Raw genomic sequence first — 19,996 nt, 5'->3', positions numbered from 1 at the left:
TGTACTGGTGGAGCCGGCGGGAATCGAACCCGCGTCCGCAAGCCCTCCACAGAGAGTTCTACATACTTAGTTCTGTCATTTGATTTAACCGCCGCATCGCGGACGAACACGCTCTACGACGGCGAGTCACTAGATTTTCGTCCTCGGGCCCGTGACACTCCCGAAGCTTATCTGACGTAAATGACCTCGCTGGTTCTTGCGAACCCTAGCCCGTCAGCGAGCCAGTGCGAGGACGGCGGCCCTTAGGCTGCCAGTGCGTAACGTTCGTCGTTAGCAGTTATTGCATTCCCATTGATTAACGAGGTGACGGGTCCTCGGTATGCCCTCCACTGCTTTGCAACCCACGTCGAAACCAGGTCGGCCCCAATGTGCGTAGTAAAACGCGAAAGAAAACGGATTGTACCCGCTTTCGACGCGAATGGTGCGTTGCAGTTCCGTGCGCGTGTAATGGCGTTCAGCCGAGCAGCCTGAGCAGCTCGGACGGGTGACGGATCAGGAAGTCGGCGCCCCAAGATTCCGGAGGCTCGGCGTCACCGCAATATCCGTAGGCGGCCGATACTGTCGCCATGCCCGCCGCCTTGCCGGCCTGGATGTCGCGCAGGTCGTCGCCCACGTACATGCAGCGCTCCGGTGCGACGCCACTGACCGCGGCCGCGTGCAACAGCGGGGCAGGGTGGGGCTTGGCGTGCGCTGTCGTGTCGCCGCTGACCACCGCCGCGGCGCGTGGCGCCAGCCCGATGGCTGCAACGAGCGGGACGGTGAAACGCGCAATCTTGTTCGTGACGATGCCCCATACGATGCCGTCTGCTTCCAGCCTGGCCAGCACCTCCTCCATCCCGTCGAACAGGCGCGTATGAACCGCGATATCAGCTTCGTAATAGTCGAGGAACGTATCGCGCAGCGCCGGGAATTCGGGGTCTTCCGGGCGCTTTCCAAAGGCCGCGCCAATCAGCCCGCGCGCGCCATGCGACGCCACCGGCCGGAGTTTCTCGTACGGTACTGGCGCCATGCCGTGCTCCACCACCAGCCGATTGGCCGCGGCGGCCAGGTCAGGCGCGGTATCTGCCAGCGTGCCATCGAGATCAAAAAAGATTGCGTCGAAAGCGCCGGCCATTATTGAGCCACCTTGCGGAACGCCACCATGTAATTGACGTCGGTGTCTCGGCCGAGCGTGTAAATCTGTGTCAGCGGGTTATAGGTCATGCCCCGCATTTCGATCATGTCAAGACCGACATTGCGGGCGTATCGCGCCAATTCGGACGGTGTAATGAATTTCTCGTAATCGTGCGTACCGCGCGGCAGCATGTTCAGCACGTATTCCGCACCGACGATTGCCAATAAATACGCTTTGAGATTGCGGTTGATGGTCGAGAAAAACACGTAGCCGCCGGGTTTGACCAGCTTCGTGCATGCGCGGACGATCGACTGTGGATCCGGCACATGTTCAAGCATTTCCATGCATGTGACGACATCCACGCTGGCAGGCGCGCGCGCTGCCAGCTCTTCTACGGCGATCTCCTCGTAAGTCACCGCAACGCCCGATTCCAGGCTGTGCAGATCGGCTACCTTCAGCGCCTTGCTGGAGAGGTCGATGCCGCGCACCGTCGCGCCGAGGCGCGCCATGCTTTCGGAAAGAATGCCGCCGCCGCAGCCGACATCGATCACTTGCTTGCCGGCGAGATGCGCGATGCTGTCAATCCACCCCAGGCGAAGTGGATTGAGATCGTGCAGCGGTTTGAATTCGCTGTTGGGGTCCCACCAACGATGGGCCAGCTCGCTGAACTTGTCGATCTCCTTTGGATCGGCATTGCGGTTGGTGGCGGGGGAAGTGGCGGAGGAGTTCAGGGTAGTCGTTTGCGACATCGTGTGTGCCGCGAGGCGGCAATTCTCGTGGGAAAGCTGCGCCAACTTTACCAAAAAATCGGAGCCGAGCCGAATCTCGGAAATGGCATATTTGCCGCGGCAAAATCGGGGCGAAAAAAAAGCCCAGCTTGCGCTGGGCTTTTCTTCATCGGAGAGGATCCGATTAACGTGCGCTGCGGGTGCCGACCACTTCGACTTCCACGCGACGGTTCGGTTGCTGGCAGGCGATCTGAGCGGTGCGGTTGCCCTTGCACGACTTCGGATCAACCTTCAGCTGACGCTTGCCCTTGCCTTCGGTGTACACGCGGTTGGCTTCAACGCCCTTGCTTACCAGGTAAGCCTTGACCGATTCAGCACGACGGATCGACAGGCGATCGTTGTACTTGTCCGAACCGAACGAGTCGGTGTGGCCAACGGCGATGATGACTTCCAGCGTGATGCCTTGCAGCTTCGAGACCAGGTCGTCCAGCTTGGCCTTGCCTTCGGGCTTCAGAACAGCCTTGTCAAAGTCGAACAGGGTGTCAGCAGCGAAAGTGACCTTTTCGCTCGACACAGCCGGCGGAGCCACCGGGGTCGGGGCCGGAGCCGGAGCAGCAGCCGGAGCCAGCGCGCCATCGCACTGAGCATTGGCGGTTGCCGGGGTCCAGGAGCTATCGCGCCAGCAGAGCTCGTTCGTGCCATTCTTCCACACGTACTCGCTCGTACCGTTGCCCCAGTTATCGTTCACTGCCTTCTTTTCGTAGGGGACGGACTGGGCTTGAGCGGATGCAGCCATTACTGCGGTAGCTGCAACGAGCGCGAGCTTGGCAAATTTTTTCATATTTCTCCTCTCAGGATGAGATCACCGCAGGGTTACTGCGAGCAAATGGACGAAAACAAGTCATACATTCTTCGGAGTATAACATTCTCGATGTGGTAGATGCTCCACTTCGAACAATGTCTGGCTCTTCGCTGGGGAATTGTGCCACAAGGCTCGTTTCCTAAGAAGTAAATATATTCGATTCAACCACGTGGTTTTGGGCCTGTGGTGTTTGTGCAACATCGATCTTGCGGTGCCTGCAAACCCTTGTCCCGTCTGGCTTGCGAGGCATCGACCCGGTGCCGGTCGGGCGTGGTGGAGGGGTTCTGGGCAGGGGTTCCGGCAAGGTCGGGCAGGGGTTGCGCGCATGATAGAATGCCATGTTGGCCTCGACCCGGCAGGCGCTTTTTTGGCCGCCGGATTCGCAGGCTTCATTCGCTTAAACCCGCCGCATAAACCACGCCGCAATGGATCAATTCGCCAAAGAAACCCTTCCGGTCTCGCTCGAAGAGGAAATGCGCCGCTCATATCTCGATTACGCGATGAGCGTTATCGTGGGGCGCGCGCTGCCTGATGTACGGGACGGCCTGAAACCGGTACACCGGCGCGTGCTCTATGCGATGCACGAGCTCAACAACGATTGGAACCGGCCGTACAAGAAATCGGCCCGTATCGTCGGCGATGTGATTGGTAAGTATCACCCGCACGGCGATACCGCAGTTTATGACACCATTGTCCGTATGGCGCAGAATTTTTCCCTGCGCTATATGCTGGTCGATGGCCAGGGCAACTTCGGCTCCGTGGACGGGGATAACGCCGCGGCGATGCGTTATACCGAAATCCGCCTGGCCAAAATTGCCCATGAAATGCTGCACGATATCGACAAGGAAACTGTCGATTTCGAGCCTAACTATGACGGTTCGGAGAAAGAGCCCGGTATTTTGCCGGCGCGTATTCCGAATTTGCTTATCAATGGTTCGTCGGGTATCGCGGTCGGCATGGCCACCAATATCCCGCCGCATAACCTCAACGAGGTTGTCGACGCCTGCCTGCATCTGCTGCGCAATCCGAATGCCACGATCGACGAACTGATTGAACTTGTGCCGGCGCCCGATTTTCCGACCGCCGGCATTATTTACGGTATTCAGGGCGTGCGGGAGGGCTACCGTACCGGCCGCGGGCGCGTCGTCATGCGCGCCCGCACGCACTTCGAGGACATTGATCGCGGCCAGCGCCAGGCGATCATCGTCGACGAACTGCCGTACCAGGTGAACAAGCGGACGCTGCTCGAGCGAATCGCCGAACTGGTTACCGAGAAAAAGGTCGAGGGCATTTCCGACATCCGCGATGAATCTGACAAGTCAGGCATGCGCGTGGTGATCGAACTCAAGCGCAACGAGGTGCCCGAGGTTGTGCTGAACAACCTATATAAGAACACCCAGCTGCAGGACACCTTCGGCATGAACATGGTCGCGCTCGTCGACGGCCAGCCGCGCCTGCTCAATCTGAAGCAGATGCTGGACGCCTTCCTGTCGCATCGCCGCGAAGTGGTGACCCGGCGCACCGTGTTCGAACTGCGCAAGGCGCGCGAACGCGGTCATGTGCTGGAAGGCCTGGCGGTGGCGCTGGCCAACATCGACCAGTTCATCGCGATCATCAAGGCCGCGCCCACGCCGCCTGTGGCCAAGCAGGAACTGATGGCCACCGCATGGGATTCCAGCCTGGTCCGCGAGATGCTGGCGCGTGCTGAAAGCGACACTGCTGGCGGCCGCGAGTCCTATCGGCCGGACGGCCTGCCCGCTGTGTTCGGCATGCAACCCGACGGCCTGTACCGCCTCTCCGATGGTCAGGCGCAAGAAATCCTGCAGATGCGACTGCAGCGCCTCACGGGCCTGGAGCAGGACAAGATCGTCCAGGAATATCGCGAAGTGATGGGCATCATCGCCGATCTGCTCGATATCCTGGCGCGCCCCGAGCGCATCACCACCATCATCACCGAAGAACTGGGCGCGATCCGTGCCGAATTCGGTGACGCGCGGCGCTCGCAGATCGAGTTGAACGCAACCGAACTCGACACCGAAGACCTGATCACGCCGCAAGACATGGTGGTCACGCTGTCGCACTCGGGCTACATGAAGAGCCAGCCGATTTCCGAATACCGTGCGCAGAAGCGCGGCGGTCGCGGCAAGCAGGCGACCACGACGAAGGAAGACGACTGGATCGACACGTTGTTCGTGGCGAATACGCACGACTACATCCTGTGCTTCTCGAATCGCGGCCGCCTTTACTGGCTCAAGGTTTATGAGGTGCCGCAGGGTTCGCGCAATTCGCGCGGCCGTCCGATCGTGAACATGTTCCCGCTGGCCGACGGGGAGAAGATCAACGTGATCCTGCCGGTGCGCCAGTTTGATGCCGAGCATTTCATCTTCATGGCCACGGCGCGCGGCACAGTCAAGAAGACCGCGCTGACCGAATTCTCGAATCCGCGCAAGGCCGGCATCATTGCAGTGGACCTCGACGAAGGCGACTTCCTCATCGGCGCTGCCGTGACCGACGGTCAACACGACGTGATGCTGTTCTCGGACGCCGGCAAGGCCGTGCGTTTCGACGAAAACGACGTGCGGCCGATGGGTCGCCAGGCGCGCGGCGTGCGCGGCATGAACCTAGACGAGGGCCAGGCCGTGATCGCCATGCTGGTTGCGCCGGCTGAAAGCGCAGAGGTCGATCCGGCAGAGGGTGAAGCCATGCCGGTAGGCAGCGTGCTGACCGCCACGGAGAACGGCTATGGCAAGCGTACGCCGATCTCCGAATACACTCGACACGGCCGTGGCACCAAAGGCATGATTGCGATCCAGACGAGCGAGCGCAATGGCCGCGTGGTGGCCGCGGCGCTGGTTTCGCCGGAAGACGAAATCATGCTGATCACGACCGGCGGCGTGCTTATCCGCACGCGGGTGGCTGAAATCCGCGAGATGGGCCGCGCCACGCAGGGCGTCACGCTGATCAATGTCGACGAGGGCACGAAACTGTCGGGTCTGCAGCGAATCGTCGAATCGGATGACGACAGCGGCAGCGCTGATGACGGCGAGGCCGCGGACGACAGCTCGGGCGCCACCGATGCGGGTGCCACCGACGCGGACGCGAATTCGTAAATTGTTGCAACAATGGGACGGCGGCCGGAACTCGCCAGAAGGCCGACCGGACTAAATCGGACGTATTTACAGGGAGTCATAATGCTCAAAACCTATCGACGTATCGCTGTTCTGGCTGCTTTCGCCCCGATGATGATGCTCGCGCAAGCCGCGCACGCTCAGGAAGACAAGGACAAGACTGCCGCCATCAAGGAACTGCTGACCGTCATGCAGGCTGATCAGGCCGTCAAGGGCCAGGCCGATAACTGGCAGCAAGGCGCCAAGCAGGAAGCGCCGCTGGTGCTGGAGCAGGTTCTGGTCGAAAACAAGACGCTGAACGACAAGCAAAAGCAGGCTGCGGTCGAGAAGCTGAAGAAGAACGGCGCGGTGCAACGCATGGTCGATGGCGCGGGCACGGCGTTCACGACCGATAGCTTCAAGCAGGATGCGATCAAGGCTCACTACGACGCCTTCGGCAAGTACTACTCGACGCAGGAAATCAAGGACCTGACCACGTTCCTGAAGTCGCCGACCGGCCAGAAGTTCATGCAGAACCAGGGCAAGGCCACGCAGGAAATCTGGGGTTCGATGATGCAGAAGTACGGTCCGCAGGTTGGCAAGTCGATGCGCGACGCCGCCGAAAAGGAAATTACCGCCGCTTCGAAGTGATCGACGGCTGGCCTCGGCATGGCTTCGCGGCCGGCCGGGGCCAACGGCTTCAGACGCACGCGGATACACCGGTGTCCCAGCGTCGCGGGTTTGAGGGATAATGGCTGCCTGGTTCAATCCGGCAGCCATTTTTCTTTTTCCCTCCATGAACGATCCCCAGAATCCCGCCCTCCACGGCCTGCAACGTTCCCTGGCCGAGCGCGTCTTCAATTTCTCGCCGGGTCCGGCCGCGTTGCCGGCCGAAGTCCTGCAACAGGCGGCCGAGGAAATGCTGTCGTGGCGCGGCACTGGGGTGTCGGTGATGGAGATGAGCCATCGCAGCAAGGAATTCGAGAGCATCCATCAACAGGCGCTCGCCGACCTGCGCGATCTGCTGCATATTCCCCCGAACTTCAAGATCCTGTTTCTGCAAGGCGGCGCGATCGGCGAAAACGGCATCGTGCCGTTGAACCTGGCCAATCGCGTCAGCGCAGCAAAGCCGAAGACCGATTTCGTGGTGACCGGCACGTGGTCGGTCAAGACCGAGCAGGAAGCGCGACGCTACAGCGAAGTCAACATCGCCGCGTCCAGCAAGGACCAGAAGTGGCACAAGATTCCCGATGCCGCCGAGTGGAAGCTGTCGGACGATGCCGCGTACGTGCACCTGTGCACCAACGAAACCATTGTCGGCGTCGAATTCCAGGAAATTCCCGATATCGGTCAGACCGGCACGCATGACAAGGGACGCATCGTCGTTGCTGATGCGTCGAGCCATATCCTGTCGCGTCCGATCGACTGGTCGCGCGTGCAGGTGGTCTACGGCGGCGCGCAGAAGAACATCGGCCCGGCTGGCGTGACGATCGTCATCGTGCGCGAAGACCTGGTCGGATTCGCGCATCCGCTGTGCCCTTCGGCGTTCAACTGGCGCATCGTGGCCGAACACGATTCGATGTACAACACCCCGCCGACCTATGCGATCTATATCGCCGGGCTGGTGTTCCAATGGCTCAAGGCGCAGGGCGGCGTTGCCGCGATCGAGCAGCGCAACATCGCCAAGGCGACCGCGCTGTACGACTTCCTGGACCAGAGCGACTACTACCGTAACGAAATCGACCCCAGCTGCCGCTCGCGCATGAACGTACCGTTCTTCCTGCGCGATGAATCGCGCAACGAAGCGTTCCTGACCCAGGCGCGCGCGAATGGCCTGGTACAGCTCAAGGGCCACAAGTCCGTGGGCGGCATGCGCGCAAGCATCTACAACGCGATGCCACTCGAAGGTGTTACCGCGCTGATCGACTTCATGCGCGAATTCGAGCGCACCGCCGCCTGACGGCGGTGCATCTGCCGCGCTTCCTGCCTGGTGGGGGGGGGCGGCGTTGCCCAGACTTTTCGAGAGGCCGTGCCACACGCGGCCCACAGGCCTTGATATGACAGAGCAAGACAAGCCGAGCGCCGGCGCGGACGCGACGCGCAATGACAATGGCGGCCCCAGCCCGCAAGAGCAGGCGTTGTCCGCGGACCTGGCGCCGCTGCGCAACCAGATCGATGCCGTCGACCGCGAACTGCTGACGTTGCTGAACCGCCGTGCGCAGCTCGCGCTCGATGTCGGCGAGGTCAAGAAGAAGTATGGCGCGCCGGTGTTTCGTCCCGAGCGCGAATTGCAGGTCATCCGCAAGGTGCAGGGCGCCAATCCCGGGCCCCTGCTCGACGAAAGCGTGGCGTCGATCTGGCGCGAGGTGATGTCGGCCTGCCGCGGACTGGAAAAGCCGCTGGAAATTGCCTTTCTGGGGCCCGCGGGAACGTTTTCCGAACAGGCGCTTTACGCGCACTTCGGTCATGAAGTGTCCGGCGTGCCGTGCCCGAGTATCGACGAGGTGTTTCGGGCAGTCGAGGCGGGCACCGTCGAATATGGCGTGGTGCCGGTCGAGAATTCCACCGAAGGCGCGGTATCGCGCACGCTCGACCTGTTCCTGCAAACCTCGCTGAAGATCAGCGGTGAAATCGCCCTGAAGGTGCATCACAACCTCATGGCGTCGACGCCGGACATGCAGGGCGTCAAGGTCGTGCGCGCGCACGCGCAGGCCCTGGCGCAATGCCAGCACTGGCTGACCGCCAACTATCCGAACCTCGAGCGCCAGGCGGTGTCGAGCAACGCGGAGGCGGCGCGCATGGCCAGCGAAGATCCAACCGTGGCGGCGATTGCCGGCGAGTCGGCCGCCAACCGCTATCACCTGCATATCGTCCGGTCGCACATCCAGGACGATCCGCACAATCGCACGCGCTTCGCGGTGATCGGCCGATACGAAACCGAACCGTCGGGCAGCGACCAGACGTCGATGATCCTGTCCGTGCCGAACAAGGCCGGCGCCGTGTACCAGCTGCTGGCGCCACTGGCGGAAAACGGCGTGTCGATGTGCCGCTTCGAATCGCGTCCCGCGCGCAGCGGCGCGTGGGAATACTACTTTTACGTCGACGTCGAAGGGCACCAGCATGACCCCGCCGTGGCGCGTGCGATCGAGATGTTGCGCGCCAACGCCGCGTATCTGAAGGTGCTCGGTTCCTATCCGTCGAGCCGATAACAGCGAGGTAACACCATGTCAGAACAGGGCAACGCAGCCGACTACTTCGGCCCGTCGTACGTGCGAAAGATCTCGCCCTACATCGCCGGCAAGCCGATTTCGGAAGTTGCGCGCGAGTTCGGACTCGACGAGGCGCGCATCGTCAAGCTGGCTTCGAACGAGAATCCACTGGGCATGCCAGAGTCGGCCAAGCACGCCATCGCCGCGGCGATGGGCGAACTCGGCCGCTATCCGGACAGCAACGGCTTCGAGCTGAAAGCGAAGCTTGCCGCGAAGTTCGACGTGCCGGCCGAATGGCTCACGCTCGGCAACGGCAGCAACGACATCCTCGAACTTGCCGCGCATGCGCTCGTGCGTCCGGGCGAGTCGATCGTCTACGCCGAGTATTCGTTTGCCGTCTATGCACTGGCCACTCAGGAAGTGGGCGCCCGCGCCATCGAGGTGAAGGCGCGCGACTATGGGCATGATCTCGATGCGATGGCCGCGGCCATTGCGCCGGACACCAAGCTCGTCTTCATCGCCAATCCGAACAATCCGACCGGCACGTTTGTGGCCGCTGCCGAGATCGAGGCGTTCCTGGCCAAGGTGCCGCAGCATGTCGTGGTGGTGCTGGACGAGGCGTACAACGAATATCTCGATCCCGCGCAGCAGTACGAGTCCGTCGCCTGGGTGCGCAAGTATCCGAACCTGATGGTGTCGCGCACCTTCTCGAAGGCGTATGGCCTGGCCGGGCTGCGCGTCGGCCATGGCGTGGCGCAACCTCCGCTGACCGATCTGCTCAATCGTGTGCGCCAGCCGTTCAACGTCAACAGCCTGGCGCAGGCCGCTGCTGTGGCGGCGCTGGGCGATACGGATTTTCTCCATCGCAGCGCCGAGCTCAATCGTGCTGGCAAGGCGCAGTTGGTCGCCGCATTCGAGCGGATGGGCCTGGAATACGTGAACTCGTCGGGCAATTTCGTCATGGTCCGCGTCGGCAGCGATGACGGCGCCGGTGCGCGCGTCAATCTGGCGCTGCTCAAGCAAGGCGTGATCGTGCGACCGGTGGCCAACTATGGCTTGCCGCAATGGTTGCGCATCACGATCGGCCTACCCGAGGAGAATGCCACGTTGATCACAGCGCTGGAGCAGGCGCTGAAATGAATTCCACTGAGATTGAATCCGTGCGAGCGTTGCATTTTTCCCGTGTCGTGATTGTTGGGGTCGGCCTGATCGGCGGATCGCTGGCGTTATCGCTGAAACGCGCTGGCGTGGTCGACACGGTGATCGGGGTGGGGCGTTCGGCGGCATCGCTCGAAAAGGCCAAGGCGCTCGGCGTGATCGACGAGATCGCCGAATCGCTCGCCGATGCCGCGCGCGGCGCCAGCCTGATCGTACTGTGCGCGCCGGTCGCGCAGAACTTCGCGCTGTTGCACGCGCTGGAGCCGCATCTGCAGCCGGGCACGATTGTCACCGATGCGGGCAGCACCAAATCCGATGTGATCATGGCGGCCAAGACCGCCCTTGGCGACAAGGTTGCGCAGTTCGTACCCGCGCATCCGATTGCCGGGCGCGAGCTGAACGGTGTCGAGGCGGCGCTGAACGATCTGTATCGTGGCAAGAAGGTCGTACTGTGTCCGCTGCAGGAAAACAGCCGTGCCGACGTGGCGGCGGTGCGCGCGATGTGGGAAGCGGCGGGCGCCGATTGCCATGTGATGTCGGCCGTGCAGCATGACGCCGTCTTCGCCGCGGTTAGCCATCTGCCGCATCTGTTGTCGTATGCGCTCGTCGCGCAGATCGGCAACGCCGAGGACGCCGCGCTGAAGCTCGATTTTGCCGGCGGCGGTTTCCGCGACTTCACGCGCATTGCCGCGTCTTCGCCGGAGATGTGGCGCGACATCTGTATCGCCAACAAGGAGGCGCTGCTGCGCGAGATCGATACGTATGAGGCGGTGCTCGGCCACCTCAAGGCGCAGATCAAGGCGGGCGACGGCGCGGCGCTCGAGCGCGTGTTTGCGCGCGCCAGCGACACGCGCCTGAAATGGGGCGCCGCACGCGCGGCCGCCCATAACGTAGAACCCTGAGGCCGCCACGCGCCTGATGCGCGGCGGCCTGGCTGCAAAGACCATGGAACATCTGACCCTCGGCCCTCTGACCCGTGCTTCGGGCACGGTTCGCCTGCCCGGCTCCAAAAGCATCTCCAACCGCGTGCTGCTGCTGGCGGCGCTTGCCACCGGCGAGACGCGCGTGCGCGACCTGCTCGATTCGGACGATACGCGCGTCATGCTGGAGGCGCTCAAGGTGCTCGGCGTGGCGTGGCGCCGCGACGGCGGCGACTGCATCGTGACCGGTGTCGGCGGGAAATTTCCGAACAAGTCCGCGGACCTGTTCATGGGGAACGCCGGCACCGCGATTCGTCCGCTGACCGCGGCGCTCGCCTTGCAGGGCGGCACCTACAAGGTGAGCGGCGTGGCGCGCATGCACGAGCGTCCCATCGGCGATCTGGTCGACGGCCTGCTGCAGGTTGGCGCGTCGATCGACTATCTGGGAACGCCCGGCTATCCCCCCTTGCAGATCGGTCCGGCACAGATCCGCATCGATGCGCCGATTCGCGTGCGCGGCGACGTATCGAGCCAGTTTCTGACGGCGCTGCTGATGACGCTGCCGATGGCGTCGGCGCCAAGCGGCCGCATTGAAATCGAGGTGGTCGGCGAACTGATCTCGAAGCCATACATCGAAATCACGCTGAACCTGCTGGCGCGCTTCGGCATCGCGGTCGAGCGCCACGGCTGGGAGCGCTTTGTGCTGCCCGCCAACGCCGCGTACACATCGCCTGGCGAGATCTACGTCGAGGGCGATGCTTCCACGGCGTCGTACTTTCTGGCGGCCGGGGCGATCGGCGGCGGGCCGGTGCGCGTGGAAGGCGTCGGATTGTCGAGCATCCAGGGCGACGTACGGTTTGCCGATGCGCTGAACCGCATGGGCGCCAACGTGATGGCCGGGGATAACTGGATCGAGGTGCGTGGCACGGAGCGCGACGACGGCCGGCTCAATGGCATCGAACTCGATTGCAACCATATTCCCGATGCGGCCATGACGCTGGCTGTCGCGGCATTGTTTGCAGAAGGCACGACCACGCTGACAAACATTGCCAGCTGGCGCGTCAAGGAAACCGACCGGATTGCCGCCATGGCCACCGAGCTACGCAAGCTCGGCGCACAGGTGGAAGAGGGTGCCGACTACCTGAAAGTGACGCCACCAGCATCGGATGAGCTATGGCGCACCCCGTCCGATGGCATTGGCACCTATGATGACCATCGGATGGCGATGTGTTTCTCGCTGGCCGCATTTGGTCCTTTGCCGGTACGGATCAACGATCCGGGATGCGTGGCCAAGACTTTTCCCGAGTATTTCGAGGTGTTCGGCAAGATAGCGCGGTAAGCGGTCACTTCACGCGGTGCCGCCTTGGTGGCGATCACGTCATGGCGAGCCGGCGTGGCACAGCGGTGGCCGACGCCGTGTTCCCGGTGCGGGCGTCTGCGGCGGCTCGGCGCTCGCGGCGGGCCCAATACTTGTCGAAGAAGTAGTGCGCCACCATGTTCACCGCTGGTTCGACGAAGGTCACGGCGCCGCTGACGGCCAGATTGCCAGTCAACGCGTAGGTCACGCTGAAAGCGATGCCCAGGTGCATGATGCCGAAGGAAAGTGTTTTGGCCATGGTGGCTGCCTCGCGAATGAATTCAGGATGGTTGCGCAGCACTTTTGTGAGGAACCGTGGCGCTGCTGCCACGCAACCATGGATTTCATGATAACGATTCTCAATTGAGATCGGAAATCAATAGTTTCAAACCAATCAATTGATAATGACTATCATCGACGTCATCACCATAGATGGGCCCACCGCGTCCGGAAAGGGGACCGTGGCCCACAAGGTGGCAGATGCCCTTGGCTTCCATCTGCTGGACAGCGGCGCGCTCTATCGGCTTGTCGCGCTGGCCAGCGATCGGGCCGATGTGGACGTCCAGGACGTCGACGCGCTGGCAAGGATCGCCTTGCACCTGGATGTGAAATTCGGACCGGACCGAGTATGGCTGGCGGGCGAGGAGGTCAGTCAGCTGATCCGCCACGAGGCGATCGGCAACCGGGCCTCCGCGCTGGCCGTGCATCAGCCGGTGCGCGACGCGTTGACGGCGCTGCAACGCGGGTTTCGCAAACTTCCCGGGCTGGTGGCGGACGGCCGCGACATGGGCACGGTGATCTTTCCCGAGGCCCGGCTCAAGGTGTTCTTGACCGCAAGTGTCGAGGCGCGCGCCCGCAGGCGCTATAAACAATTGATTGATAAGGGAATTTCTGCTAATATCGAAGACCTTTTGCGTGACCTCGAGGCGCGCGACGCGCGGGATCGCTCCCGTGCCGCCGCCCCGCTGCGTCCCGCTGAAGACGCGCAGCGCCTCGATACGTCCGAAATGACGGTCGACGAGGCGGTGACGCAGGTGCTGGAGTGGTTCGCCGCCGTGCGATAACGGTGGGCGTCGCCGCCCCGGTGCAACAGGAGTCTGGTGCGGGCTTTGCCGCCGCCAGACGTTCTCAACCCAACCCCGCTGCGATGGCAGACTGAGCGCGATAGGCGCGCCGGCCAGCGTACTGCGGATTGCTAACTTACGTTTATGTCCGACCTGCAAACTAACGAATCCTTTGCCGCACTGTTCGAGGAATCGATCGCCCGCTCCAATATGAAGGCTGGCGAAGTGATTTCCGCTGAAGTCGTGCGCATCGACCACAATTTCGTGGTCGTCAACGCCGGCCTCAAGTCCGAAGCATTTGTGCCGGTGGAGGAGTTCCTGAACGACCAGGGCGAACTCGAAGTGCAGGCCGGCGACTACGTCTCCGTGGCCATCGACGCGCTCGAGAACGGCTATGGCGACACCATTCTGTCCCGCGACAAGGCCAAGCGCCTGGCATCGTGGCTGAACCTCGAGAAGGCGCTGGAAGACGGCGAAATCATCTCGGGTACCGTGACCGGCAAGGTCAAGGGCGGCCTGACGGTGATGGTCAACGGCATCCGCGCATTCCTGCCCGGCTCGCTGGTCGACGTGCGTCCCATCAAGGACACCACGCCGTACGAAGGCAAGACCCTTGAATTCAAGGTGATCAAGCTCGATCGCAAGCGCAACAACGTCGTGCTGTCGCGTCGCGCCGTGGTGGAAGCCACGCTGGGCGAAGAGCGTCAGAAGCTGATGGAAACGCTGAAGGAAGGCGCGATCGTCAACGGTATCGTCAAGAACATCACCGACTACGGCGCGTTTGTGGACCTCGGTGGCATCGACGGCCTGCTGCACATCACCGACCTGGCATGGCGTCGTGTGCGTCACCCGAGCGAAGTGCTGTCGGTTGGCCAGGAAATCACCGCCAAGATCCTCAAGTTCGACCAGGAAAAGAACCGCGTCTCGCTGGGCGTGAAGCAACTGGGCGAAGATCCGTGGGTGGGCATCTCGCGTCGTTACCCGCAAGGCACGCGTCTGTTCGGCAAGGTCACGAACCTGACCGACTACGGCGCATTCGTGGAAATCGAAGCCGGTATCGAAGGCCTGGTCCACGTGTCGGAAATGGACTGGACCAACAAGAACGTGGCCCCGTCGAAGGTTGTCCAGCTGGGCGACGAAGTCGAAGTCATGGTTCTGGATATCGACGAAGACAAGCGTCGTATCAGCCTGGGCATGAAGCAGTGCAAGGCCAATCCGTGGGACGATTTCAGCCGCAACCACAAGAAGGGCGACAAGCTGACCGGCCAGATCAAGTCGATCACCGACTTCGGCGTGTTCATCGGTCTGCCTGGCGGCATCGACGGCCTGGTGCACCTGTCGGACCTGTCGTGGCAAGAGACGGGCGAAGAAGCCGTGCGCAAGTACAAGAAGGGCGACGAAGTGGAAGCTGTCGTCCTGGGCATCGACGTCGACAAGGAACGCATCTCGCTGGGCATCAAGCAGCTGTCGGGCGATCCGTTCAACAACTTCATCTCGGCCAACGACAAGGGTTCGCTCGTCAACGGCACGATCAAGGCTGTTGATGCCAAGGGCGCCGTGGTGCAACTGGCCGACGACGTGGAAGGCTACCTGCGCGCTTCGGAAATCTCCGCCGACCGCGTGGAAGACGCCCGCAACGTGCTGAAGGAAGGCGAACAGATCACCGCCCTGGTGGTGAACGTCGACCGCAAGTCGCGCAACATCAACCTGTCGATCAAGGCCAAGGACAGCGCAGAGCAGCAGGAAGCGATGCAGAAGTTCCAGGCTGACACCGGCGCGGCTGGCACGACCAACCTCGGCGCACTGCTGAAGGCCAAGCTGGGCCAGGACAACCAGTAATTTCACGCGAGAGCGCTGCGCGCAAGCGAAACCGCCCATGACCAAGTCCGAGCTCGTCGAAAAACTGGCTGCCCGTTTCCCGCAGTTGCTGCTGCGGGATGCGGACATCTCGGTGAAAACGATTCTCGACGCGATGTCCGAAGCCCTGGCCGATGGCCATCGCATCGAGATCCGCGGCTTCGGCAGCTTCGGTCTGAATCGGCGGCCGCCGCGCGTGGGGCGCAATCCCAAGTCCGGTGAACGAGTGCTGGTGCCCGAAAAACGGGTGCCACATTTCAAGGCGGGCAAGGAATTGCGCGAGCGTGTGGATCGTCCCGCGTCGCCGCAGGGCGGTGTTATCGCCGCCAACGGCCAGTCGGGGCACGGTGCCGGACAGGGCCTGTCCACGACGCAGTCGGCCCAAGGCGGATTGCGCGAGGACGCCCAGCTCAATCTGGTCCGTTCCTGATGCTCGCTCGCCATACTGGCAAGTCTTTCGGAAAGCGCTCCCTCGGGAGCGCTTTTTGTTGGGTCGAACGGTTTCCGGCCCGGGCCGCGCCGGCGCCCCGTGACTCCACCATTCGTTACCGTTTGCGATAAGTGATTCCGTTACAATGCCGGGAATCCGTCGCCCGCGCGCCTGGCCGCGAGTTACTTGGCCGGATGCCCAACCCCGTTACGTTGTCTCACACCGCATGAAACTCGTCGCCTGGATCTTTCGTATTGTCCTGTTCGTCCTGTTGTTCGTGCTGGCCCTGCGCAACACGGGCGATGCTGACTTGCAACTTTTTTTCGGCGCTGTGTGGCATGCCCCGCTGATTCTGATTCTGCTGGCGGCGTTTGGCCTGGGGATCCTGGCGGCCCTGGCAGCGGTTGCGCCCGGCCTGATGCGCCAGCGCATGGAGGCCGCGCGCTTGCGCCGTGCGCTGGGTGAAGCGCGCAGGGCGTCGCCGGTCGATGTTGTGCCGCCCGAGGCAAAGCCAGGCGTCTCCTATAACGTAGTCGGCCCGAAAGTCTGATCCATGATGTTTGAAACCTGGTGGTTGCTCGCGCTGCCACTTGTCTTTGGCCTTGGCTGGATGGCCGCCCGCTTCGACCTGCGCCAGTTGATGAGCGAACAGGGAGCGTTGCCGCGTTCGTACTTCAAGGGCCTGAATTTCCTGCTTAACGAGCAGCCGGATCAGGCGATCGACGCGTTTGTCGAAGTGGCGCGCCTCGACCCCGAAACCACCGAGCTGCATTTCGCGCTGGGCGCGCTGTTCCGCCGTCGGGGCGAAACCGAGCGCGCGATCCGCGTGCACCAGAATCTGGCGACACGGCCCGATCTGCCGGAGCCGGAGCGCGAGCACGCGCTGTATGAGCTGGGGCAAGATTTCCTGCGCGCGGGGCTGCTGGATCGCGCCGAAGAATCGCTGCGTCGCCTGATGTCCGGGCCCTATGCCGCGTCGGCAAAGCGCGTGCTGCTGGAACTGTACGAAGTCGAGAAGGAATGGTCGAAGGCGATCGACGCCGCGCGCGAGTTGCAAACGCTGGACCAGAAGGACTATCGCATGCAGATTGCCCAGTTCTGCTGCGAACTCGCCCAGGACGCGCTGCAAAAGAAAAAGCCCGAGGACGCCATCGCATGGCTGGACCGTGCGAAAGCCGAGAACCCGGCCAACGTGCGCGCGCCGATCCTGCTGGGCGACGTTGCTGCCGCAGCCGGCGACATGCCCGGTGCGCTGAAGCACTGGCTCGGCATCGAAACGCAGGACGCGGCCTACGTGCCGCTGGTGGCGGACCGCGTGGTCAAGGCATATGCCACGTTGGGCGAGCAAGGCAAGGCTGTCGAATGGCTGCGCGGCCTGCTGAAAGGCAATCTCGCACCCGAACTGCTGGACACCGCCTATCGCACCGAACTCGAAGTCAACGGTCCGGAGGCGGCCACGGCCCTGATGCGCGACCAGCTGCGCCGGCAACCGTCGCTGCTGGCGCTCACGCGCTATTTCGAGGCGCAGGCCGCGCAGGCCGAAGCCGCAGCGTCTGCCAGTGATGCCGTGGCGGACGAAGGCGCCAGCGAAACCGCCGCCATTCGCGATCTGCTGCAACTGCGTACCCGAAATCTGGCGCGCTATACCTGCCGCGAATGCGGCTTTCGCGCCCGCTTGTTCTATTGGCAATGCCCCGGCTGCAACCGCTGGGAAACCTATGCGCCGCGCCGCTCCGAAGCGCTTGGCTAAGTCATATCAAGCGGCCCACATCATTTTGGAGCTTCCGCAATGAAAGTCACCATTATTGGCAGCGGTTATGTTGGTCTCGTGACCGGTGCCTGCCTCGCCGAACTCGGCAATTCCGTGTTCTGCCTCGATGTCGATGAAAAGAAGATCGCGCTGCTCAACGCGGGCGGCGTGCCGATCTACGAGCCAGGTCTCAAGGAACTGATCGACCGCAATCGCGCGGCCGGTCGCCTGACGTTTTCCACCGATGTCGCGGCCAGTGTCGAGCATGCGGACGTGCAGTTCATCGCCGTCGGCACGCCGCCCGACGAAGACGGTTCAGCCGACCTGCAGTACGTGCTGGCCGCGGCGCGCAACATCGGCCGTCACATGACCGGATTCAAGGTGGTGGTGGACAAGTCGACGGTGCCGGTCGGCACGGGCGACCGCGTCAGCGCCGTGATCCGCGAAGAACTCGCGTCGCGCGGCCTGGAGGACCTGCAGTTCTCGGTGGTGTCCAATCCCGAGTTTCTCAAGGAGGGCGCGGCCGTCGAGGATTTCATGCGCCCCGACCGCATCGTGCTGGGCTGCGCGCCAGATGTCGCCGGCCGCCACGCGCAGGCGATCATGCGCCAGCTGTATTCGCCGTTCAACCGCAACCACGAGCGCACGTTCTACATGGATGTCCGCTCGGCCGAGTTCACGAAGTACGCGGCCAACTCGATGCTCGCGACGCGCATTTCGTTCATGAACGAGCTGGCGAATCTGGCCGACGAAGTGGGCGCCGACATCGAGCTGGTGCGCATGGGCATCGGCTCCGATCCGCGCATCGGCTACAGTTTCCTGTACGCTGGCGCGGGTTACGGCGGATCGTGTTTCCCGAAGGACGTCCAGGCGCTGATGCGCACGGCCAGCGCCTATGGCAAGCCGATGCGTGTGCTGGAAGCCGTGGAATCGGTCAACGATGCGCAGAAGCAGGTGCTTGGGCGCAAGGTCATCAAGCGATTCGGCGAAGACCTGAGCGGCAAGACCTTCGGGATCTGGGGCCTTGCGTTCAAGCCCAACACCGACGACATGCGCGAAGCGCCGTCGCGTGTGCTGGCGCGGGAGCTGGTGTCGCGCGGCGCGTCGTTGCGCGTGCATGACCCGGTCGCGATGGAAGAGGCGCGACGCGTGCTCGAGATCGACCTGGCCGATATTCCGGGTGGCCTCGCGCGCGTTCAGTTCTGCGAAGCGCAGATGGACGTGCTCAAGGACGCCGACGCACTGGTGATCGTGACCGAGTGGAAGGTCTTCCGCAGCCCCGATTTCTCGCAGATCCGCGCGCTGCTCAAGACGCCAGTCATCATCGATGGCCGTAACCTCTATGAACCCGATGCCATGGCAGCGGCCGGCATCGAATATCACGCGATCGGGCGCTCCACCGCGAAGCACTGATTCTTTCCAATCCGCGTATCCAGACCGGCCCGTGACGCCTGACCGGCGCACGTCCGCAAAGGGAAGTTCATGAGCAAGAACACCATTTCGCAGGATCAGATCCAACAATCGCAAGTGTTGGTGGTAGGGGACATGATGCTGGACCGTTACTGGTTCGGCGATGTCGAACGCATTTCGCCCGAGGCGCCGGTGCCCGTGGTGCAGATCAAGCGCAGCGACGAGCGCCTGGGCGGCGCCGCCAACGTCGCGCGCAATGCCGCGGCGCTGGGTGCAACGGTCGGCATGCTTGGCGTGGTCGGCGACGATGAACCGGGCCGTACGCTCGAAACATTGCTGAACGCCAGCCACGTGCAGCCCTACCTGCACCGCGATGCCAGCCTGAATACCACGATCAAGCTGCGCGTCATGGCGCATCAGCAGCAGTTGCTGCGCGTGGATTTCGAAAACGCGCCGGCCAGCGAGGTGCTGTCGTCCGTACAGGATCGATTCAATAAGCTGGTGCACGACTATCAGGTCCTGGTGCTGTCCGATTACGGCAAGGGCGGCCTGACCCACGTCGGGCGCATGGTGGAGGCCGGCCGCGCGGCCGGCCGCACCGTCCTGATCGATCCGAAGGGCGACGATTATTCGCGCTATCGCGGCGCCACGGTGATCACGCCAAACCGCGCAGAGATGCGTGCCGTGGTCGGTGCCTGGAAGACCGAGGCTGATCTGACCATTCGCGCGCAGAACCTGCGGCGCGCCTTGCAGCTCGAGGCGCTGTTGCTGACGCGTTCGGAAGAGGGCATGACGCTCTATACCGAAGCCGAAGTGCTGCATGTCTCGGCCCAGGCCCGCGAAGTCTATGATGTATCGGGGGCCGGCGACACCGTGATCGCCACGCTGGCCACCATGCTTGGCGCAGGCGTGCCGCTCAAGGAAGCGGTGCAGCACGCCAACCGCGCCGGCGCCATCGTCGTCGGCAAGCTGGGTACCGCCGTTGTCACTTATCCCGAGTTATTTGGCGCCGCCTGAGGCGCGCCATCAA

At 62.7% G+C, this 19,996-nt stretch carries 18 protein-coding genes and 1 other RNA gene; 14 read left to right on the top strand and 5 right to left on the bottom strand.

Annotation, left to right across the window (positions count from 1 at the left end):
* Window positions 1–5: 5 nt before the first annotated feature.
* The 4 genes from ssrA to ompA all read right to left on the bottom strand — a co-directional run bounded on the left by ssrA (window position 6) and on the right by ompA (window position 2,683).
* Window positions 6–365, bottom strand: a transfer-messenger RNA (tmRNA) gene (gene ssrA / locus F7R19_RS03945).
* 89 nt (window positions 366–454) lie between these two features.
* The gene (gene gph / locus F7R19_RS03940) at window positions 455–1,114 is read right to left on the bottom strand and encodes a phosphoglycolate phosphatase (protein ID WP_061957572.1); all 660 of its coding nucleotides are present in this window, start codon (window positions 1,112–1,114) and stop codon (window positions 455–457) included.
* On the bottom strand, window positions 1,114–1,863 hold the full coding sequence (gene ubiG / locus F7R19_RS03935; protein ID WP_061957573.1) for a bifunctional 2-polyprenyl-6-hydroxyphenol methylase/3-demethylubiquinol 3-O-methyltransferase UbiG: 750 nt from the start codon (window positions 1,861–1,863) through the stop codon (window positions 1,114–1,116). Before ubiG ends, gph begins: the two co-directional genes overlap by 1 nt.
* Before the next feature lie 163 nt (window positions 1,864–2,026).
* Window positions 2,027–2,683, bottom strand: a complete 657-nt coding sequence (ompA, locus tag F7R19_RS03930; RefSeq protein ID WP_061957574.1) for an outer membrane protein OmpA — start codon at window positions 2,681–2,683, stop codon at window positions 2,027–2,029.
* Between the two features lie 446 nt (window positions 2,684–3,129).
* Between ompA and gyrA the strand changes: the two genes are divergently transcribed.
* The 7 genes from gyrA (at window position 3,130) to aroA (ending at window position 12,437) form a co-directional block, all read left to right on the top strand.
* The gene (gyrA, locus tag F7R19_RS03925; protein ID WP_061957575.1) at window positions 3,130–5,814 is read left to right on the top strand and encodes a DNA gyrase subunit A; all 2,685 of its coding nucleotides are present in this window, start codon (window positions 3,130–3,132) and stop codon (window positions 5,812–5,814) included.
* An 81-nt stretch (window positions 5,815–5,895) separates the two neighbouring features.
* Window positions 5,896–6,462, top strand: coding sequence for a DUF2059 domain-containing protein (locus tag F7R19_RS03920; RefSeq protein WP_061957576.1), 567 nt, complete (start codon window positions 5,896–5,898; stop codon window positions 6,460–6,462).
* 145 nt (window positions 6,463–6,607) lie between these two features.
* The gene (serC, locus tag F7R19_RS03915; RefSeq protein ID WP_061957577.1) at window positions 6,608–7,771 is read left to right on the top strand and encodes a 3-phosphoserine/phosphohydroxythreonine transaminase; all 1,164 of its coding nucleotides are present in this window, start codon (window positions 6,608–6,610) and stop codon (window positions 7,769–7,771) included.
* 97 nt (window positions 7,772–7,868) lie between these two features.
* A complete protein-coding gene (gene pheA, locus F7R19_RS03910; RefSeq protein WP_061957578.1) occupies window positions 7,869–9,020 on the top strand; it encodes a prephenate dehydratase in 1,152 nt (383 codons plus the stop codon).
* Window positions 9,021–9,035: 15 nt separating this feature from the next.
* Window positions 9,036–10,160: a histidinol-phosphate transaminase gene (hisC, locus tag F7R19_RS03905; RefSeq protein ID WP_150979421.1), complete on the top strand. Its 1,125-nt coding sequence runs from the start codon at window positions 9,036–9,038 to the stop codon at window positions 10,158–10,160.
* Window positions 10,157–11,080, top strand: a complete 924-nt coding sequence (locus tag F7R19_RS03900) for a prephenate dehydrogenase (RefSeq protein WP_061957580.1) — start codon at window positions 10,157–10,159, stop codon at window positions 11,078–11,080. The genes hisC and F7R19_RS03900 overlap by 4 nt, the downstream gene beginning before the upstream one ends.
* Window positions 11,081–11,123: 43 nt before the next feature.
* Window positions 11,124–12,437 (top strand): 3-phosphoshikimate 1-carboxyvinyltransferase, encoded by a 1,314-nt coding sequence (aroA, locus tag F7R19_RS03895; protein WP_150979420.1) that lies wholly within the window; start codon window positions 11,124–11,126, stop codon window positions 12,435–12,437.
* A 34-nt stretch (window positions 12,438–12,471) separates the two neighbouring features.
* On the opposite strand, the gene F7R19_RS03890 is transcribed toward aroA, so the two are convergent.
* Window positions 12,472–12,714, bottom strand: a complete 243-nt coding sequence (locus F7R19_RS03890; RefSeq protein WP_150979495.1) for a DUF2061 domain-containing protein — start codon at window positions 12,712–12,714, stop codon at window positions 12,472–12,474.
* 145 nt (window positions 12,715–12,859) lie between these two features.
* On the opposite strand from F7R19_RS03890, the gene cmk reads away from it, so the two are divergent.
* From cmk to rfaE1, 7 genes are all read left to right on the top strand, one after another.
* Window positions 12,860–13,519, top strand: coding sequence for a (d)CMP kinase (gene cmk, locus F7R19_RS03885; RefSeq protein WP_061957581.1), 660 nt, complete (start codon window positions 12,860–12,862; stop codon window positions 13,517–13,519).
* Between the two features lie 144 nt (window positions 13,520–13,663).
* Entirely contained in the window at window positions 13,664–15,358 is a 1,695-nt protein-coding gene (rpsA, locus tag F7R19_RS03880; protein ID WP_061957582.1) for a 30S ribosomal protein S1, read from the top strand.
* 37 nt (window positions 15,359–15,395) lie between these two features.
* The gene (locus F7R19_RS03875; RefSeq protein ID WP_061957583.1) at window positions 15,396–15,806 is read left to right on the top strand and encodes an integration host factor subunit beta; all 411 of its coding nucleotides are present in this window, start codon (window positions 15,396–15,398) and stop codon (window positions 15,804–15,806) included.
* A 226-nt stretch (window positions 15,807–16,032) separates the two neighbouring features.
* Complete coding sequence (locus F7R19_RS03870; protein WP_061957584.1) at window positions 16,033–16,356, top strand: LapA family protein; 324 nt, start codon at window positions 16,033–16,035, stop codon at window positions 16,354–16,356.
* A gap of 3 nt (window positions 16,357–16,359) precedes the next feature.
* Complete coding sequence (lapB, locus tag F7R19_RS03865) at window positions 16,360–17,556, top strand: lipopolysaccharide assembly protein LapB (RefSeq protein ID WP_150979419.1); 1,197 nt, start codon at window positions 16,360–16,362, stop codon at window positions 17,554–17,556.
* Window positions 17,557–17,595: 39 nt separating this feature from the next.
* Window positions 17,596–18,969 carry a UDP-glucose dehydrogenase family protein gene (locus F7R19_RS03860; protein WP_150979418.1) on the top strand — a complete coding sequence of 458 codons (1,374 nt, stop codon included), beginning with the start codon at window positions 17,596–17,598 and terminating at the stop codon, window positions 18,967–18,969.
* Between the two features lie 69 nt (window positions 18,970–19,038).
* Complete coding sequence (rfaE1, locus tag F7R19_RS03855) at window positions 19,039–19,983, top strand: D-glycero-beta-D-manno-heptose-7-phosphate kinase (RefSeq protein ID WP_150979417.1); 945 nt, start codon at window positions 19,039–19,041, stop codon at window positions 19,981–19,983.
* The last annotated feature ends 13 nt before the right edge of the window (window positions 19,984–19,996 follow it).

The organism is Cupriavidus pauculus, from assembly GCF_008801835.1.
GTDB lineage: Bacteria > Pseudomonadota > Gammaproteobacteria > Burkholderiales > Burkholderiaceae > Cupriavidus > Cupriavidus pauculus.
This window is presented reverse-complemented; position numbering and strand designations above follow the sequence as displayed.

Excerpts from the sequence above, each read along its gene's own strand:
- F7R19_RS03920 (WP_061957576.1), top strand. The coding sequence starts at position 5,896 with ATGCTCAAAACCTATCGACGTATCGCTGTTCTGGCTGCTTTCGCCCCG.
- rpsA (WP_061957582.1), top strand. The coding sequence starts at position 13,664 with ATGTCCGACCTGCAAACTAACGAATCCTTTGCCGCACTGTTCGAGGAA.
- serC (WP_061957577.1), top strand. The coding sequence starts at position 6,608 with ATGAACGATCCCCAGAATCCCGCCCTCCACGGCCTGCAACGTTCCCTG.
- ompA (WP_061957574.1), bottom strand. The coding sequence starts at position 2,683 with ATGAAAAAATTTGCCAAGCTCGCGCTCGTTGCAGCTACCGCAGTAATG.
- hisC (WP_150979421.1), top strand. The coding sequence starts at position 9,036 with ATGTCAGAACAGGGCAACGCAGCCGACTACTTCGGCCCGTCGTACGTG.
- rfaE1 (WP_150979417.1), top strand. The coding sequence starts at position 19,039 with ATGAGCAAGAACACCATTTCGCAGGATCAGATCCAACAATCGCAAGTG.
- F7R19_RS03860 (WP_150979418.1), top strand. The coding sequence starts at position 17,596 with ATGAAAGTCACCATTATTGGCAGCGGTTATGTTGGTCTCGTGACCGGT.
- F7R19_RS03870 (WP_061957584.1), top strand. The coding sequence starts at position 16,033 with ATGAAACTCGTCGCCTGGATCTTTCGTATTGTCCTGTTCGTCCTGTTG.
- gyrA (WP_061957575.1), top strand. The coding sequence starts at position 3,130 with ATGGATCAATTCGCCAAAGAAACCCTTCCGGTCTCGCTCGAAGAGGAA.
- gph (WP_061957572.1), bottom strand. The coding sequence starts at position 1,114 with ATGGCCGGCGCTTTCGACGCAATCTTTTTTGATCTCGATGGCACGCTG.
- F7R19_RS03890 (WP_150979495.1), bottom strand. The coding sequence starts at position 12,714 with ATGGCCAAAACACTTTCCTTCGGCATCATGCACCTGGGCATCGCTTTC.
- ubiG (WP_061957573.1), bottom strand. The coding sequence starts at position 1,863 with ATGTCGCAAACGACTACCCTGAACTCCTCCGCCACTTCCCCCGCCACC.
- pheA (WP_061957578.1), top strand. The coding sequence starts at position 7,869 with ATGACAGAGCAAGACAAGCCGAGCGCCGGCGCGGACGCGACGCGCAAT.
- F7R19_RS03900 (WP_061957580.1), top strand. The coding sequence starts at position 10,157 with ATGAATTCCACTGAGATTGAATCCGTGCGAGCGTTGCATTTTTCCCGT.
- lapB (WP_150979419.1), top strand. The coding sequence starts at position 16,360 with ATGATGTTTGAAACCTGGTGGTTGCTCGCGCTGCCACTTGTCTTTGGC.
- F7R19_RS03875 (WP_061957583.1), top strand. The coding sequence starts at position 15,396 with ATGACCAAGTCCGAGCTCGTCGAAAAACTGGCTGCCCGTTTCCCGCAG.
- cmk (WP_061957581.1), top strand. The coding sequence starts at position 12,860 with ATGACTATCATCGACGTCATCACCATAGATGGGCCCACCGCGTCCGGA.
- aroA (WP_150979420.1), top strand. The coding sequence starts at position 11,124 with ATGGAACATCTGACCCTCGGCCCTCTGACCCGTGCTTCGGGCACGGTT.